The 15330-nt window shown below is 70.4% G+C and carries 15 protein-coding genes; 3 read left to right on the top strand and 12 right to left on the bottom strand.

The genetic code is table 11. The annotated features are described in order from the left end of the window. The first annotated feature begins 76 nt into the window (after positions 1 to 76). From DV701_RS19090 to DV701_RS04485, 3 genes are all read left to right on the top strand, one after another. Entirely contained in the window at positions 77 to 211 is a 135-nt protein-coding gene (locus tag DV701_RS19090; RefSeq protein WP_267874132.1) for a hypothetical protein, read from the top strand. A 1-nt stretch (position 212) separates the two neighbouring features. Further along, positions 213 to 1370 carry a N(5)-(carboxyethyl)ornithine synthase gene (locus DV701_RS04490; RefSeq protein WP_114927251.1) on the top strand — a complete coding sequence of 386 codons (1158 nt, stop codon included), beginning with the start codon at positions 213 to 215 and terminating at the stop codon, positions 1368 to 1370. 161 nt (positions 1371 to 1531) lie between these two features. After that, positions 1532 to 1972 (top strand): YtoQ family protein, encoded by a 441-nt coding sequence (locus DV701_RS04485; RefSeq protein WP_114927250.1) that lies wholly within the window; start codon positions 1532 to 1534, stop codon positions 1970 to 1972. A gap of 10 nt (positions 1973 to 1982) precedes the next feature. On the opposite strand, the gene DV701_RS04480 is transcribed toward DV701_RS04485, so the two are convergent. The 12 genes from DV701_RS04480 to DV701_RS04425 form a co-directional block, all read right to left on the bottom strand. Beyond that, the gene (locus DV701_RS04480) at positions 1983 to 2825 is read right to left on the bottom strand and encodes a hypothetical protein (protein WP_114927249.1); all 843 of its coding nucleotides are present in this window, start codon (positions 2823 to 2825) and stop codon (positions 1983 to 1985) included. A gap of 133 nt (positions 2826 to 2958) precedes the next feature. Then, the gene (locus tag DV701_RS04475; protein WP_114927248.1) at positions 2959 to 4590 is read right to left on the bottom strand and encodes a PAS domain-containing sensor histidine kinase; all 1632 of its coding nucleotides are present in this window, start codon (positions 4588 to 4590) and stop codon (positions 2959 to 2961) included. Continuing rightward, entirely contained in the window at positions 4587 to 5231 is a 645-nt protein-coding gene (locus DV701_RS04470; protein ID WP_228255217.1) for a response regulator, read from the bottom strand. Before DV701_RS04470 ends, DV701_RS04475 begins: the two co-directional genes overlap by 4 nt. Before the next feature lie 173 nt (positions 5232 to 5404). Beyond that, entirely contained in the window at positions 5405 to 5947 is a 543-nt protein-coding gene (locus tag DV701_RS04465; protein WP_114927247.1) for an alpha/beta fold hydrolase, read from the bottom strand. A 72-nt stretch (positions 5948 to 6019) separates the two neighbouring features. Continuing rightward, a complete protein-coding gene (locus DV701_RS04460) occupies positions 6020 to 6958 on the bottom strand; it encodes a CPBP family intramembrane glutamic endopeptidase (protein WP_114927246.1) in 939 nt (312 codons plus the stop codon). Next, entirely contained in the window at positions 6955 to 7479 is a 525-nt protein-coding gene (locus tag DV701_RS04455) for a hypothetical protein (RefSeq protein ID WP_114927245.1), read from the bottom strand. Before DV701_RS04455 ends, DV701_RS04460 begins: the two co-directional genes overlap by 4 nt. Before the next feature lie 168 nt (positions 7480 to 7647). Beyond that, entirely contained in the window at positions 7648 to 9486 is a 1839-nt protein-coding gene (locus DV701_RS04450; RefSeq protein WP_114930746.1) for a glycoside hydrolase family 3 protein, read from the bottom strand. A gap of 5 nt (positions 9487 to 9491) precedes the next feature. After that, complete coding sequence (locus DV701_RS04445; protein ID WP_114927244.1) at positions 9492 to 11066, bottom strand: glucoamylase family protein; 1575 nt, start codon at positions 11064 to 11066, stop codon at positions 9492 to 9494. 22 nt (positions 11067 to 11088) lie between these two features. Continuing rightward, entirely contained in the window at positions 11089 to 11919 is an 831-nt protein-coding gene (locus tag DV701_RS04440) for a carbohydrate ABC transporter permease (protein WP_114927243.1), read from the bottom strand. 1 nt (position 11920) lies between these two features. Then, complete coding sequence (locus DV701_RS04435) at positions 11921 to 12883, bottom strand: carbohydrate ABC transporter permease (RefSeq protein ID WP_114927242.1); 963 nt, start codon at positions 12881 to 12883, stop codon at positions 11921 to 11923. 3 nt (positions 12884 to 12886) lie between these two features. Beyond that, on the bottom strand, positions 12887 to 14182 hold the full coding sequence (locus tag DV701_RS04430) for a sugar ABC transporter substrate-binding protein (protein ID WP_114927241.1): 1296 nt from the start codon (positions 14180 to 14182) through the stop codon (positions 12887 to 12889). Positions 14183 to 14312: 130 nt separating this feature from the next. After that, on the bottom strand, positions 14313 to 15329 hold the full coding sequence (locus tag DV701_RS04425) for a LacI family DNA-binding transcriptional regulator (RefSeq protein WP_114927240.1): 1017 nt from the start codon (positions 15327 to 15329) through the stop codon (positions 14313 to 14315). Position 15330: the final 1 nt, after the last annotated feature.

The raw sequence follows: 15330 nt of genomic DNA, 5'->3' as shown, positions 1-15330 counted from the left end.
GGCCCGTGGGCCAGCGCGAGGGCGTAGGCTGCATGGGTATAGAGGCCGTCCGGGTCTCTCCATCAAAGGCCACGCCATGACAGACAAGTCGCCGCGCAAGTCGCTCTCCAAAAAGTCCGGCAAGACCATCAAGGAGAAGCGGGCCGAGAAGCGGTCCAAGGAAGACGAGCAGTCCGGCATCGAGAAGGCTGTCCACCCGAAGAAGAGCTGACGTGGCGCTGCTCACCGTCGGCGTGATCGCCCGCTCCCGCAAGGAGAACGAGCGCCGGGTCGCGATCCACCCCGAGCACCTGCACGGCATCGACGACGACCTGCGCTCGCAGATCTTCATCGAGGAGGGCTACGGACTGCCGTTCGGGATGTCCGACGAGACGCTCGCCGGTCTCGTCGGCGGCGTCCGGACCCGCGCCGAGCTGATCGCGCAGTGCGACGTCATCCTGCTGCCCAAGGTGCAGGCCGAGGACCTCGCCGAGCTGCGGGAAGGGCAGGTGGTCTGGGGCTGGCCGCACTGCGTCCAGGACGCAGAGCTCACCCAGCGGGCCGTCGACCGGCGCCAGACGCTCATCGCGTTCGAGGCCATGAATCACTGGTCGCGCAGCGGTGCCTTCCTGCTGCACGTCTTCCACAAGAACAACGAGCTGGCCGGCTACTGCTCGGTCCTGCACGCGCTGCAGCTGCTCGGCTCGACCGGCAGCTACGGACCGAAGCAGCGGGCCGTCGTCATCGGCTTCGGTGCCACGGCGCGTGGCGCGGTGACTGCGCTCAGCGCCCTGGGCATCGTCGACGTGCGGGTGCTCACCCAACGCATGGTGGCCGCGGTCGCCTCGCCGATCCACTCCGTGGAGATCGTCCAGCTGGACCACGACGAGGACCCGGCCCGCACGACGGTCGTGACCACCGACGGCCCGGTCCCGCTGGCTCCCTACCTCGCGCAGAACGACATCGTCGTCAACTGCGTGCTGCAGGACCCGGCGGCGCCGTGGACCTTCCTGAGCGAGGAGGACCTGGCGCTGTTCCGGCCCGGGAGCCTGGTCGTCGACGTGTCGTGCGACGAGGGGATGGGCTTCAGCTGGGCCCGACCGACCACGTTCGAGGACCCCACCTTCGTGGTGGGCGACAACATCACCTACTACGCCGTCGACCACACCCCGTCCTACCTGTGGAACTCCGCGAGCTGGGAGATCAGCCTGGCTCTGCTGCCGCACCTGCGGACCGTCCTGACAGGGCCGGAGGCGTGGGCGGCCGAGCCGACGGTCGGTCGGGCCGTCGAGATCCAGGACGGCCAGATCCGCAACCCGGACATCCTGGCGTTCCAGGACCGGGAGGCGTCCTACCCACACCGGGTGCTGTCCGGCGTCAACGTCGGCTAACGCACGCCGGACGGGTCGATCCCAAACGCTGATCATGCTTCAGGCTCAGGACCCGAACAATGGTGTTTGGTCCTATTTTCAATTCTTTGTCGTTACGCGGTATAATCCGGACCGGAGAACAAAGCCAGGTCCATCCACACCGCATACAGGAGCCTTTTGCGATGAGTTTTCATGTCTACCTTTCCGGCGAAATCCACACCGACTGGCGTGAGGAGATCCAGCGCGGCGCCGAGGCCGCCGGGCTGGACGTGACCTTCACCGCGCCGGTGACCGACCACGCCGCCAGCGACGCCGCCGGTGACCACCTGGGCGAGACCGCCAGCCAGTTCTGGCGCGATCACCAGTCCGCGAAGGTCAACGCCATCCGCACCCGCACCCTGATCGAGCAGAGCGACCTGGTCGTGGTCCGCTTCGGGGACCAGTACAAGCAGTGGAACGCAGCCTTCGACGCCGGCTACGCCGCCGCCCTCGGCAAGCCCTACGTGACCCTCCACGACGCCGACATCGTCCACCCGCTCAAGGAGGTCGACGCGCAGGCCCAGGCCTGGTGCACGACGACCGACCAGGTGGTGCAGACCCTGCGTTACGTGCTCAAGGGGTAAGGGCGAGGGGTCACGTCATGGCGTGGCTCGCCCCGATCATCCATCTCACCCACACGAAGACAGTGGGCACCAGCAGCACGGTGAAAGCGACCACGAGCACCCAGCTTGCTCCCGCCGCCTGTTGACGGAGCATCGCCACCGACATGAGGAGAATGGCTGTCAGCAGCCACGTCATGAACCCCAGAGCGGTGATCGCAGCGACGTTGCTGACGGCCGTGGGGTGCCTTTGAGCCAGGCCGGTGATGATGAGCAGCGGGATGATGATCCCTAGGTCGAGATACTTGATCACCCAGAACAGGGTGGTCGCGCTCGCGTACTCGTCAGTGGGCCCGGTGCGATAGAAGCCTGCCAGCTGGGCTACCCACATCAGACCGAAAAGGACTGCCAGGCCGATCAGGAGCGCCAGTGCACCCTGGCGGGGAACCTCGGGCAGCGGCGGCAGCGCCAAGCAGGCGCGTACGGAGAAGACCAGGAGCAGCACCGAGCCGGCGGTAATGGCGGTGTACAGGAGGAAGGCGGTCTCTGCGTTCCCCTGGTACTTCGCGTACTCCTGTCCCATGACGACGGTGACAAACGTGTAGATGACATAGGCCGAGCCCCCGGCCGTGAGCGCGGGCGCCCACGCCCGGCCGGACGACCAGAAGGGGGCAGCCACCAGGAAGAGCAGCGCCAGCGAGGAGGTGACGAGGTCACCGCCCACATACTGGACGAGTGCGTCCTCGGACATGTGAAAACGGACGCGCCCGGTCACCAGAGGCCCCAGGACGGTCGCGACGAGCAGCAGGACACCGACAACGGTGCACAGCACCGCACCGCCCAGCTCCGTGGCCCGGGCGATCCCTGCTGTCGACATCTGACCGGCTCCTTCTCCACACCGAGCTGTCCGGGATCAACGCTACGCCAGCGACACCACCCTCGGCGGCACGTGAGGCGACGTCCTCGACCAGGTGCCGGGTGCGAGCTCTCGACCGGGAAGCGGATCCTCCCTACGCCGTCGGAGGCGCCACGGGCTCCCCGACCGGCAGGCGAACGGTCACCGTGCAGCCCTCCCCGGCGGCGCTGCTCACCTCGAACTCGGCGCCACAGGCAGCTGCGCGGTCGCGCATGGTGGCCTGGCCCAGGTGGCCGGGGCCGACCGCGAGCGGGTCGAAGCCGCGCCCGTCGTCGCTGACCACCACCGTGAGGACCGGCGTCCCGCCGGTGTCGGACACCTCGATGAGGACCTCGACGCCGCGGGCTCCCGAGTGCTTCGCAGCATTGTTGAGGGCCTCGAGCACCAGGCGGTAGAGGTGCTCCTCTGTGCTGGCCTCCAGAGGAAGACGTCGGGCGGGACCAACGACGTCGATGGGCAGGCCCTCGCGTGACGCCAGTGCCGCTGCCTGACGGCGGAGAGCGACGACGAGCCCCTCCGCGGCCAGCGCATCGGGGCGCAGCTCGAAGATGAGCGCGCGCATCTCGGCCTTGGCACCGCGGGTCAGCTCGCCGAGGGCAGCGACGCCCGCGGCCACCGGGTCGGTGGGCGGGGTGCCCCGACTGCTCAGCTCGCGGGCCACGGCGCTGGCGTGCAGGGTCATGGCGAACAAGGCCTGGCTGACCGAGTCGTGCAGCTCCCGGGACAGACGCTGCCGCTCGACGAGGGTCGCGTGGGACTCCGCGTCCTGGAACAGGTGGGCGTTCTCGACCGCGACGGCTGCCTGGTCGGCGATGGCCTGCAGGAAGGTGCGCTCGTCCTGGTCGACCTCGCGACCCGCTTTCACGTAGAGCAGCACGCATCCCACGCAGCGGCCGCGCGAACCCAACGGAACCACGACCGCGTCCTCGTAGTCGACGCCGTCCCACATCGGATGCAGCGGGGCGTAGTCCGGATCAGCCAACGCGTGGGTGCGGAACCCTCGGATGACGTTGATCCTCGAGTCGTTGGCGACGTCGCGGATCAAGGACCTGGCACCGAGCGCATAGGTGGCCTCGACCGCGGCGCGATAGCCGGCCGGCAACCCGTCGTCTCCGTAGTGGGCGAGCGTGAGCAGGTCGGAGTCCTCCCAGACGATGACCGCCGCCGCGGCAGCCCGCGTCGCCGAGCGGACCGAGCGGGCCACCTGCCTCAAGGTCTTCTCGAGGGGATGCTGCACGGTCATGGCATCGGCGATCGCAGTGAGTCCGGAGATCCGCTGCTCCAGCTGCTCGTAGGCGCGGACGCGCTCGGTCGCATCCGTCACGATGTCCACGAAGCCGGTGACCTCGCCGTCGACGAACGTGGGTGCAAAGACCACGTCCCAGTAGGTGACGATGTCCTCGGTGCACAACCGGTGCGCGGCCTGGCGGACGACCTGGCCCGCCAGGGCCGCGTCCAGAAGGGGTGCGGTGACCTCTTCCTGGCCGGGGATCAGCTCGAACATGCCCTTCCCGGGCGTCACCGACTCGGCGGGCACCCCGAGGTAGTGCGTGAAGAATCCGGCCCAGGTCCGGTTGCACCGTTGCAGACGCAGGTCCTTGTCGAACACGGCGATGCCCATCGGCACCCGGTCGAAGAAGATCTCCAGCAGCTGGGCGTCCAGGTCCCCGTCCCTGCGGGTGACGGGAGCCACGGTCTCACGCTCACCGGGCACCGGCCAGGTCATGGGGGACCGTCCCCCTGGGCACTCACCAGGCCTTCCCGGACCGCCCACATCGCTGCCTGGGTCCGGCTCGTCAGGCCGAGCTTGGCGAGAATGTTCGACACGTGCGTGCGTGCCGTGCGTTCGCTGACTCCCAGGGCCTTGGCGATCTGCCGGTTGGTGTTGCCGTGCGCGATGCTGAGGACCACTTCGCGTTCGCGGCCCGTCAACGCCGCCGACCCGTCCTTGGGGGCCCGCAAGGACGCTGTCAGGGCCTTGGCGGCGACCGGGTCGAGCCGCACCTCGCCGGCGACCGCAGCCCGGATCGCGTCGACGACCTCCGCGGCGTCCGCGTCCTTCAGCAGGTATCCGGCCGCACCGGCCTCCAGTGCACCGCGGATCTGCTGCTCCTCCACGAAGCTCGTGACGGCGACCACCTCCACCTCCGGCCAGCGCGCCTTGATGGCCGAGGTGGTCGCGATCCCGTCCATCTCCGGCATGAGCAGGTCCATGAGCACGACGTCGGGAGCACCGCCGTTGCTCGCCAGCACCGCAAGCTCGTCCAGGGCCTGACGGCCGTTGGAGGCGACGCCGATGACGTCCACGTCGGTCTCGGTGTCGAGGTAGGCCGCCAGCCCGGTGCGGACCACCGCGTGGTCGTCCACCAGAAAGACTCGTATGGAGATCTCCGGGTCGTCCAACACCCGCCACCCATCTGCCGTCAGCACGCGGCGGCCGGTCGTAGCCTCAGCGGACCTGTGGGCAAGGATGCCCGCCGAAAAATGCTACGCCATCGGGACGGACAACGTGTCCTGGACGAACGCCACGAGGGCCGGGTTCACGAGCTTGCGCGGATGGCCGCTCGGTGCTCAGCGAAGTCCGCTGGCCTGGGCCGGGGATACAGCGTCGGCTGGAGCCGGTGCCAGACCGTGGGCGCCCAGAAACCGGACATGGCGAGCCTGAAGGCCCAAGCCCTCAGCGGGCTGATCGGCGCGTCGCGCACGAAGGGGCCCAGGAGCACCAGACCGGCCACCAGGTCGGGTCGCTCGGCAGCAGCCCACACGGCTGCCCCCGCCCCCATGGAGCTTCCCACGAGGACCGCCGGGCCGCCGAGCTCCTCGACCAGGGCGATCGCGTCCGTGGCGGCCGCGACGTCGTCGTAGCTGGCGAACGGGGTGCTGCTGCCACCGTGACCGCGCAGGTCCATCGCAGCGACCCGCAGGCCCGCCTCGCCCAGCGGTCGCATGGTGTGGCGGTAGCTGCTGCGCAGCTCACCCATCCCCGGCACGCAGACCACGAGCGGGCCCTCACCGAGGATCTCGTAGGCGATCTGACCGTCGTCGCGGTCCAGCGTCCTGGCCTTGGTCTCGTCCTTGTGCATGTCAGCTCCGATCGGTGCGCGGGAAAGGTCGGGTATGGGGCATCGAGGGTCGAGGTGGGACCGTGGACGCGTTCACCGCGAGCCTCCACCGAGGAAGGACCTTCCGCGCACGGTGAGCGCGAGCACGCCGACGGCGGACCAGGTGGCCGCGACGGTGGCCCAGAGCATGTCGTGACCGGGTCCCACCACCCCGAAGTAGGAGTAGCTGGCGTCGAAGGATGCGTGGAGGAGGGCGGCGACCAGCACGCTGCCGCGGGCGGCGTTGAACACCGCTCCGAGCAGGACGCTGGTGGCGACCACGAGGAGGGAGAACGGGATCAGGGACTGCACGGGGTCGCCCTGACCGCGGGACACCAGCAGGGGCAGGTGCCACACGGCCCACACCACCCCGACGAGGACCGACGCCTGCACCGGACCCGTCCGGCGCTGGAGCAGGGGCAGGAGCACTCCCCGCCAGCCGGCCTCCTCGGTGAGCAGGAACAGGCCGGTGCCGTAGCCGAGGTAGCCCAGGGCCGCAGGCAGGGAGAGCGCCTCGCCCAGGGGGACCTGCCCGCCCGACAGGCTGACGACGGCCGCAGCGAGAAGGGCGATCGCGGGCGGGATCAGCAGGGCGGCGCCCCAGACCCGCACCGGGACCCGCCAGCGGAGCAGCCGGCGGCCCAGGTCGGCGAACGCCGGCCGACCTCCCGTGAGGAGCACGGCCGCAGCAAGCACGGGCGTCATCGTCCACAGGGCCAGTCCCTGCGGAAGGTGCCCGTCGAGGAGTCCGTGGTCCTCGGCGATCAGGGACGCCCACCAGACCCAGGGACCGGTGAACATCGCGAGACAGATCAGGACGATGCGGCCCGCGGATCCGCCGCCGCCCACGTCCGGCCTCCCGGACCGGTGCCGCCGCCCCGGGGCGGGCATCGTGGAGCGCTGGGCGGACGCGTCGGCCCGGTCGAGGTATGCCGCACCCGCTGTTCGGGCGGCGCGGGGGACCGGACGTGCGGAGGTGCCGTGCGTGGTCATGCCGCTCGCTCCTCGACCAGCGTGGAGGTCACCGTGCGGTGGAGGTGCACCTGGGCCAGCAGGACGACCAGCCGGGCGCTCACCATCGCGAGCGCCATGATCACGAAGGCGGCGGTCCACGCGTCGGCGCCGGTGATCTGGTGGTGCACCGAGAACTCGCCGATCGTCCCGGCGCCGCCGTGCGTCGCCCACTGGGCGAACAGCGCGCGGCCGGCGATGACCACGACCCACAGCGCGGCGAAGCCGACCCCGGCGCGGACGAGCAGGCCACCGTCGCGGCTGGACACCTCGGTGAGTGCGGCTGCGGCGGCACCGAGGAGCACGCCGACACCGAGCCCGATCAGCTCCAGGGTGGTGTCATGACCTGCGGTCGGGACGTCGCGGAGGAACCAGCCGCCGGCGACCGAGACGACCATCAGGGGCACGAGGAAGGTGAGGGCGTTGACACGCCGGGTGCCGAGGTTGCGGGTGAGAACCCAGGCGAGCAGCGATGCGTTGAGGATCCACTGTGCGGTTGACATGGGAGAGTGCCTTTCGGTCCGTGGTGGGCCGAAGGTGCGCTCGCGACGCGGGGCCCGTTGGTCCACCCCACAAGCGTGGCGTCAGGGATAGGCCGGGCGCGTGGGTCGGATGGCCGGGTCGGGCTCGGCGCTTCGGCCGCGCGTGCCTCGGCGCAACGACGTAGACCGTCAGGCGGACGACGCGGGGCGCGTCGCTGAGAAGCCGGCCGGGAACAGCGGCCGGTCGAGCCCGGGCTGGTCCTCGTGGTGTGCCCGGACGTCGTCCATCGAGCGGGGCAGGTCGAAGGGCAGGCGCCCCCGCGGCGCCACGACGCCGGTGAGCGCGTCCACGAAGGCCCCGTCGCCCGTGCCGTAGGACACGGTCAGCACCGCGGCGACCGGGAGCAGCGGCGTGAGGACGGCCGGCCGGTCGAGGAGGACGTCGACGATCAGCGGGCAGTGCTCGGCGATGCGGGCCAGACGCACCGGCAGCCCGGGTGGGAAGTCCAGGCTCCCCTGGTGGAACCAGGCCTCGAGGAAGAGGTCGGAGCGGGGCTCGAAGGGTGCCTGCAGCCGGACCACGGCGAGGTCGGCGTCCTGCGGGTGCGTCACCGGCTGGCCCAGCCGGGCGACCTGGTCGGCGGCCAGCCCCTCGGCATACACCCGACGTCGACCCGACCCCACGGGCAGCAGACCCGCACCGTCCTGCAGCACCGTCACCGACGCCGCCTGCGCCTGCATCCCGGCGCGGCGGAACTCCTCCGACCCCACGACGCGCTCGGCCGCGTCCTCGTCCACGTAGGGGTCGTCGAAGAGACCGAGGCGGAACTTCACCAGCAGCGCACGCCGCGCGGACACCTCGATCCGCTCCGGCGGCACCCGGCCCGCCGCCACCAGCTCGGCGAGGACCTCGACGCACTCCTCACCGCCGAACTGGTCGCACCCGGCCTCCAGCAGCAGCTCCATCCGGCCGGGCGCGTCGAGGTGCTCCACGCCCCAGGCGCGGGCGGGCAGCACCTGGTCGCCGACGTGGTTGTCGTTGATGAGCTCCCAGTCCGTCAGGACCAGACCGTCATGGCCGAGCTCCTCGCGCAGCAGACCGTGCAGGAGCGGGCCGTTGAAGGCGAAGCCGACAGCGGGCACCGGCCCGCCGTCCCGCTCCAGGCCGACCGGCATGCCGTAGTAGGGCATGACCCCCGCCACGCCCATGGCGACCGCAGGCCGGAAGGGTGCCAGGTGGTCCTCGAACCGACCGGCCGGATAGACCTGCTCCTTGCCGTAGGGGAAGTGCGCGTCCTCACCGTCCTTCTGCGGACCGCCGCCGGGGAAGTGCTTGACGACGCACGCCACGCTGCCCAGTCCCGCCCCGTCGCCGCGGACGCCCCGCAGGAAGGCCTCGCCTAGGCGGGACACCAGCCCGGGGTCCTGCCCGAAGGTGTGCTGCTGGCGCGCCCACCGCGGCTCGGTCGCCAGGTCCAGCGTCGGGCCCAGCGCCATCCTGATGCCCACGGCGACGTACTCGGCCCGCACGACCTCGGCATACTGCCGGCAGGTCTCCTCGTCGTGCAGCGCCCCGATCCCCAGCGGCTCGGGCCACCGGGAGAAGGAGCCGGCGGCGAAGCTGGCGCCGGCGTTCTCGCTCGAGCCGTGCCGCGGGTCGGTCGAGATCGTCACCGGTATGCCGTGCGGCGCCTGCTCCGCCAGCTCCTGGAGCGCGTTGTGCCACCGGGCTGCCTCGCGCGGCGTGCCGAGGGCGTGCACGTTGAAGTGGGTGAGGTGCTTGTCGAGCACGACCTGCCTGGTGCCGGTCTTGCTGATCGCGCCGGGACCCTCGAGCAGCGTGCCGCTGGGGCCCTGCTCGATCACCGTGTGGAAGAGCAGCCCGATCTTCTCCGGCAGGCTGAGCCGGGCGAGCAGGTCGTCGGCCCGCTCCTCGGGGGCGAGCCGGGGGTCCTCGAACGGGTCCAGCCGGCCGTTGCGGTTCAGGTCCCTGAACCGCACGCCGTCCGGACCCGTCGAGGGGGTCAGCCTGGTCACTCGCTGGCGCCGAACTCCTCGAGGGCGATGACGGGACGCACCTCGCGCTCGACCTCGCCGCGCACGAAGTAGCGCTGGAGCAGGCCGTCGGCCAGGACGTTGCCGAGCGAGCCCATGATCATCGCCTGGTCCAGCGAGAGGTGCCGCTGGGCGACCTGCCCGGACTGGGTGGCGACCGCGTCGTAGAAGCCGCCGGGGCCGTAGCTGTCGAAGTCCGCCTCGATCGCGCTCAGGGTGGCGATCGCCTGCTCCCGCTCGTGCATCATCGCCAGGAAGGCCGCGTGCGGGGTGACCACGCCGTCGCCGAAGTCCGGCTTGGGCTGGTCCCAGTGGTAGTCGGTGTGCTCGATGTCGGAGAAGTAGCCGTCCGGCTTCAGCCCGAGGGCGTCCACGCCCCACTCGGAGTAGCCGCCATAGGGGTGGCTCGCCGGGCTGAAGCCCCAGTAGCCGTACTCCTCCAGGCCGTGCAGCCGCTGCACCGCGACGTGGTTGGGGTGGTTGCGGCCCCAGCTCCTCGGCGCCCAGTCCTCCTCGGGCACGAAGACGTTGGGCATGAGCTCCTCGAACATCGAGCCGCCCCAGCCCGGCACCGTGAGCCTGTCGTAGTAGTCGTGGGCACCCTCGAAGACGTCGACGCCCAGGTAGGTGCGCCACTGCCCCACGGGGGGCATCTCCGGCCAGGTCCAGTCCGGCGGGAAGGTCCGCCACGCCTGGAAATAGGTCTCCGGCGGCACCTGCTGCTTGGCCATCGCCAGGTAGGTCGTCACCCGCGTCTCGGAGACGATCGTGTCGTAGTGGTGGTCGCGGGTGTACCAGACGTCGGTGCCCTCGCCGATGAGGTCGCGGGGGACCGTCGGCGGCGGGCTGGTCAGGGCGGTCGGCTCCTCGAGGTAGAAGCCGCCGTACATCAGGTAGGGCTTGGAGAAGGTCGAGTCGGCGAAGACGTCGAAGCGCATCCGCTCGAACATCTGGCCGGCGACCTTGCGGTTGGCCGGGTCGGCGTTGCGCACGACGAGGAGCGCGGCACCGAGCCACGAGGCGTCGACGCTGGAGACGAACGGCACGACCGGGACGCCGTTCTCCGGCCAGGCGTGGATGACCGAGCCGTCGCGCGGGTCGTACCAGTTGAAGTACATCCCGCTGGCGGTGTGGTGCTCCATGCCCTGCAGGGTGCGCAGCGTCTGGCGGATCCGCCGCGAGGCCTCGCCCGGGGTGATGATGCGCAGGTCGCGGGCGACGATCGTCGACCACAGGTAGCCGCCGATGTTCGTCGGGCTGGTGTAGACGGCCGGGGTGGCCAGGTCGCCGGTGATGTTGTCCGAGACCAGGCCGGTGCCCGGGTCCGCCATCGCGACCATCGAGTGCCACGTGTCGCGCGCCCAGCGCAGCAGCAGCCGCCGGTCCGCCGGCGGGAGGCCCGGAACGGGCGTGCGGGGGCCGATGCCCTGTGCTGCCCCTGCGGGGGAGGGGTATGCCGCGAGGGCTGCGGCGGCGAGGCCGCCGGCCAGGGCGGTCCGCCGGGTGACGGGCGTGGACCCGAGGCGGTCGAGGGGGGTGGGTGCGTGTGCCATGGTGGCCTCCGAGACTGGTCGGCTACTTCATACCGGTGGTGGCGATGCCCTGGATGAACCTCTTCTGGAAGAGCAGGAAGACGATGAGGACGGGCAGCACGACGACGGTCGCGCCGGCCATGAGCAGGCCGTACTCCGTCTGGTTCTGCCCCGTCGAGACCAGGGCCAGGGCGACGGGCAGGGTGTAGGTGTTCTCGGTCTGGGCCACGACCAGGGGCCACAGGAAGTTGTTCCAGCTGCCCAGGAAGGTCAGGATCCCCAGGGTCGCCATGGCCGGGCCGAGCAGCGGCAGGATGACCCGGCCGAAGATGGCCAGCTCCCCGGCGCCGTCGATCCGCGCCGCCTCGACCAGGTCGCGGGGCAGGCTCATGATGAACTGCCGCATCAGGAACACGCCGAAGGGGGCGACCAGGAAGGGCAGGAACAGCCCGGGCAGGGTGTCGACCAGGCCCAGGTTGGCCACGAGGACGAACAGCGGGACGAAGGTGACCACGCCGGGGATCATCAGGGTGCCGATGATGAGCCCGAAGATGACCTTCTTGCCGCGGAAGTTCAGCATGACCAGCGCGTAGCCGACCATCGAGCAGAAGATCAGGTTGGACGCCGTCACGACCACGGCCACGAGCGTGGAGTTGAAGAAGTAGCGGCCGAACGACAGCCGGCTGAACAGGCTCGTGTAGTTGTCCAGCGTCGGGTGCTCGGGCAACCAGGTGGGCGGCACCTGGCGCAGCTCGGCGTTGGTCTTGACGCTGCCCAGCACCATCCACACGAACGGCGTGATGACGACGATGAGCGCGATCGTCAGCAGCAGGTAGAGCCACCACCGGCTGCGGAAGCTGGTCTCGCGGGTCATGTCAGTCCTCCCGCTCGGAGAGGAAGCGGAACTGGACCACGGTGACGATGACGATGACGACGAAGATGAGATAGCTCAGCGCGGCGGCATACCCGTAGTTGCCGAAGCTGAACTGCTGGTAGGTGTACATCGACGCCGACAGCGTGCTGTCCAGCGGGCCGCCCTGGGTCATCACGAAGGGTTCCTCGAAGAACTGCAGGTAGCCGATGGCCGTGGTGACCGAGACGAAGAGGATCGTCGGGCGCAGGATCGGCAGCGTGACGTTGACGAAGCGCTGCCAGGCGTTGGCCCCGTCGATGGCCGCGGCCTCGTGCAGCATGATCGGCACCGCCTGCAGGCCGGCGAGGAAGATGATCATCGCCGTGCCGAAGTTGCGCCAGGTGGCCATCGCGATGAGCGAGGGCATGGCCCAGGTGGTCGAGCCGAGCCAGTTGGGCCCGTCGATCCCGACCCAGGCCAGGACCGTGTTGACCAGGCCGCTCTCGGGGTTGAGCAGGAAGCGCCAGACGACCGCGACGGCGACGATCGAGGTGATGACCGGCGTGTAGAAGCCGAGCCGGAAGACGGACCGGAACTTGCTGATCCCGCTGTTGAGGACCACCGCGGCGGCCAGCGCGATCGCCATCGTCAGCGGCACGCCCACCACGACGAAGTAGGCGGTGTTGAAGGCGGCGTGCTGGAACTGCGGGTCGGCGAACGCCTTCGTGTACTGGTCGAAGGCGACGAAGTTGACCGCGAACGGCGTGCGCAGGTCACGGTTGTGGATGTCGGTGAAGGAGAAGAAGACCGACTGGACCACCGGCCAGGCGGTGAAGACCAGGAAGAGCAGCAGGAAGGGCAGGGTCAGGATCCACCCGGCCCGCTCCTCCCGCACCGCCCCGGGCGGGCGGGAGGAGCGGGAGGAGGTGGCCTTGTGCTTGCCGCGCCCCTGCTGCGACGGAGGAGTCGTGGTCGGGGCGGCCACGGCTTACTGCCCGGTGCCGATCGACTCTGCCTGGGACTGGGTCGCCTCCATGGCGTCAGCACCGGACAGGCCCTGCTTGGCGACCTTCTCGATCTCGCCGTCGAAGGCCTCGGCGACCTGCTCCCACGTGGAGAAGCTCGGCGGCGCCTGGGCGGTCTGCAGGGCGGTGCCGAACTTGGCCAGCTTCTCGTCGCTGGAGAGCTTCGGGTCCTCCCAGGCCGACTGCACCGAGGGCAGGTCGGTGGTCAGCTCGAACCACTTGACCTGGGTGTCGGGCTGGGTCAGCCAGTCGACCAGGGTCCAGGCGGCGTCGCGGCTCTCGGTGTTCTTGAAGACGGCCAGGTTGGAGCCGCCGATGAAGGAGCTGGACTCGGCGCCGTCGGCCGAGGGGATCGGCGCCACGTCGTACCTTTCGGCGAAGGAGTCGTCGCCCTTGTTCTGCTTGGCGAAGTCCTCCACGATCGTGCGCATCCACGGTCCGGAGACGAACATCGGGACCTTGCCGCTGACGAAGTCGGCCTCGGTCTGGCCCTGTGGCGGGTTCGGGTCGGCGATCTTGTCGGCGAAGAAGCTGCCGTAGTAGTCGACGGCCTTGACCATCTCGGGGGTGTCGAAGGTCCAGCCGTTGTCGTCGGCGATGCTCGCGCCGCGCGACCAGGCGAACGGCAGGACCGTCTGCCAGGACCCGGTCTGGCCGGGCTGGAGGCTGATGCCCCACTTGACGTCCTTGGTGTCCTGCAGCGAGGCGGCCATGTCCTTGAACGCGTCCTGGTCGGTCGGGACCTCCTCGACGCCGGCGTCGTTGAGGACGTCGGTGCGGTAGTAGACCATGCGGGTCTCGACGTACCAGGGCACGCCGTAGGAGGTGCCGTCGACGACGGTGGTGTTGTGCCCGCCCTCGAAGAACTTCGAGGTGTCGATCGTGCCCGGGGTCGGGTCGAGGGCGTCCATCCCGGCGAACTCGCCCATCCAGGTCGTGCCGACCATGGCGACGTCCGGGGTGGTGCCGGCGGTGATGGAGTTGACGAACTTGTCGTGGGCGGAGTCCCAGGGCACCGCGGTGACGTTGACCTTGATGTCGGGGTGGTCGGCGGTGAACTCCTTGACCAGGTCGGGGAGCTTCTCGCCCTCGGCGCCCATCGCCCACACGTCGAGGCTGCCGGAGACGCCTTCGGTGGCGACCGCTGCGCCGGTGGTCGGGGCCGCCTCGCCGCCGGAGCCGCCGCTGTCGCGCCCGCAGCCGGTGAGGGCCAGCGCTGTGCTCGCGGTGAGGGCGATGAACAGATAACTGCGACGCATGGAGGTGCCTCTCTCTCGGGGCAGAAGCCCACGACCGTGTGAGTAAGCGCTTACAGGATGCGCATGTCCAACAAGGTACACAGGGTCAGGGGGGCGCACAACCGGGAGTTCCGGCGTCGGGGGCGCCTCGTCAGGGGCAGCCGCAGGAGCGTCGGACGACGAGCTCGGTGGCGATCTCGTGGTCCGCCGTGCTGCCGTTCTCGCCGGACAGCAGCTCGTGTATGCGGTCCGCCACCCTGCGCCCCAGCTCCCGGACCGGCTGGCGCACGGTGGTCAGCGCCGGCGTCACGTAGCGGGCCGCCATCTGGTCGTCCCACCCCGTGACGGCGATCGTCCCCGGGACCTCGATGCCGGCGGCCGCCAGCCCCGCGAGCAGCCCGAGGGCCAGCTCGTCGTTGGCGCACACGACGCCGTCGGCGCTCAGGAGGCCGTCGGCGACCATCTCGGCGACCCGGCGTCCACCGTCCTCGCTGAGGTCCGCCGCCAGGCGCGGCGCCGGACGCAGACCCGCCTCGCGGTGGGCCTCGACGAACCCCTGGTAGCGGCCCCGGGCGTCGGGGACGGTCGCGGTCGCGCCGACGAAGACGAGGCGGCGCAGGCCGTGGACGTGCAGCAGGTGCCGCGTCAGCTCCCGCGCCGACTCCATGTTCTCGGTCGAGAAGGTCTCGATCTCGTCCGTCTGCTCAGCGGCGACCCGCACGACGGGGATCTTCCTCGCCACCGCCGAGACGGTCTCGACCGAGGCGTGCACGCCGCCCATCAGGGCGATCGCGTCCACCCGGCCGGCGAGGCGGCTCACGGCGCGCTCGACGTCCTCCTTGTCGTGGGTGAGGAGCAGGACCACGCCGGCCCCCCGCTCGGCGGCGGCCTGCTCGAACCCGGTCAGCAACTCGGCGTAGTAGGGACCGGCGAGCTCGGGCAGCACCAGCCCGTAGGCCTCCTGCTGCCGCGCGGCCAGGGACCGGGCGGCGCCGTGGGGCACGTAGTTGAGCCGGTCGATGGCGTGCTGGACCTTGTCCCGCGTGCCCGGGGAGACCTTGTCCGGGGAGCTGATCATCCGGGACACCGTGGCGATGGACACGCCGGCGGCCTCGGCCACCTGGTAGATGGTGGCGCGGGACCCTCCGCGGGGTCGGACGGTGGTCATC

Origin of the sequence: Ornithinimicrobium avium, from assembly GCF_003351765.1 — a bacterium.
GTDB classification, from domain to species: Bacteria; Actinomycetota; Actinomycetes; order Actinomycetales; family Dermatophilaceae; genus Ornithinicoccus; species Ornithinicoccus avius.
Note: the sequence above shows the minus strand (reverse complement) of the source record. Positions and strands in the feature narration are given on the sequence as shown.

Excerpts from the sequence above, each read along its gene's own strand:
- DV701_RS19090 (WP_267874132.1), top strand. The coding sequence starts at position 77 with ATGACAGACAAGTCGCCGCGCAAGTCGCTCTCCAAAAAGTCCGGCAAG.
- DV701_RS04485 (WP_114927250.1), top strand. The coding sequence starts at position 1,532 with ATGAGTTTTCATGTCTACCTTTCCGGCGAAATCCACACCGACTGGCGT.
- DV701_RS04480 (WP_114927249.1), bottom strand. The coding sequence starts at position 2,825 with ATGTCGACAGCAGGGATCGCCCGGGCCACGGAGCTGGGCGGTGCGGTG.
- DV701_RS04475 (WP_114927248.1), bottom strand. The coding sequence starts at position 4,590 with ATGACCTGGCCGGTGCCCGGTGAGCGTGAGACCGTGGCTCCCGTCACC.
- DV701_RS04465 (WP_114927247.1), bottom strand. The coding sequence starts at position 5,947 with ATGCACAAGGACGAGACCAAGGCCAGGACGCTGGACCGCGACGACGGT.
- DV701_RS04460 (WP_114927246.1), bottom strand. The coding sequence starts at position 6,958 with ATGACCACGCACGGCACCTCCGCACGTCCGGTCCCCCGCGCCGCCCGA.
- DV701_RS04455 (WP_114927245.1), bottom strand. The coding sequence starts at position 7,479 with ATGTCAACCGCACAGTGGATCCTCAACGCATCGCTGCTCGCCTGGGTT.
- DV701_RS04445 (WP_114927244.1), bottom strand. The coding sequence starts at position 11,066 with ATGGCACACGCACCCACCCCCCTCGACCGCCTCGGGTCCACGCCCGTC.
- DV701_RS04440 (WP_114927243.1), bottom strand. The coding sequence starts at position 11,919 with ATGACCCGCGAGACCAGCTTCCGCAGCCGGTGGTGGCTCTACCTGCTG.
- DV701_RS04430 (WP_114927241.1), bottom strand. The coding sequence starts at position 14,182 with ATGCGTCGCAGTTATCTGTTCATCGCCCTCACCGCGAGCACAGCGCTG.
- DV701_RS04425 (WP_114927240.1), bottom strand. The coding sequence starts at position 15,329 with ATGACCACCGTCCGACCCCGCGGAGGGTCCCGCGCCACCATCTACCAG.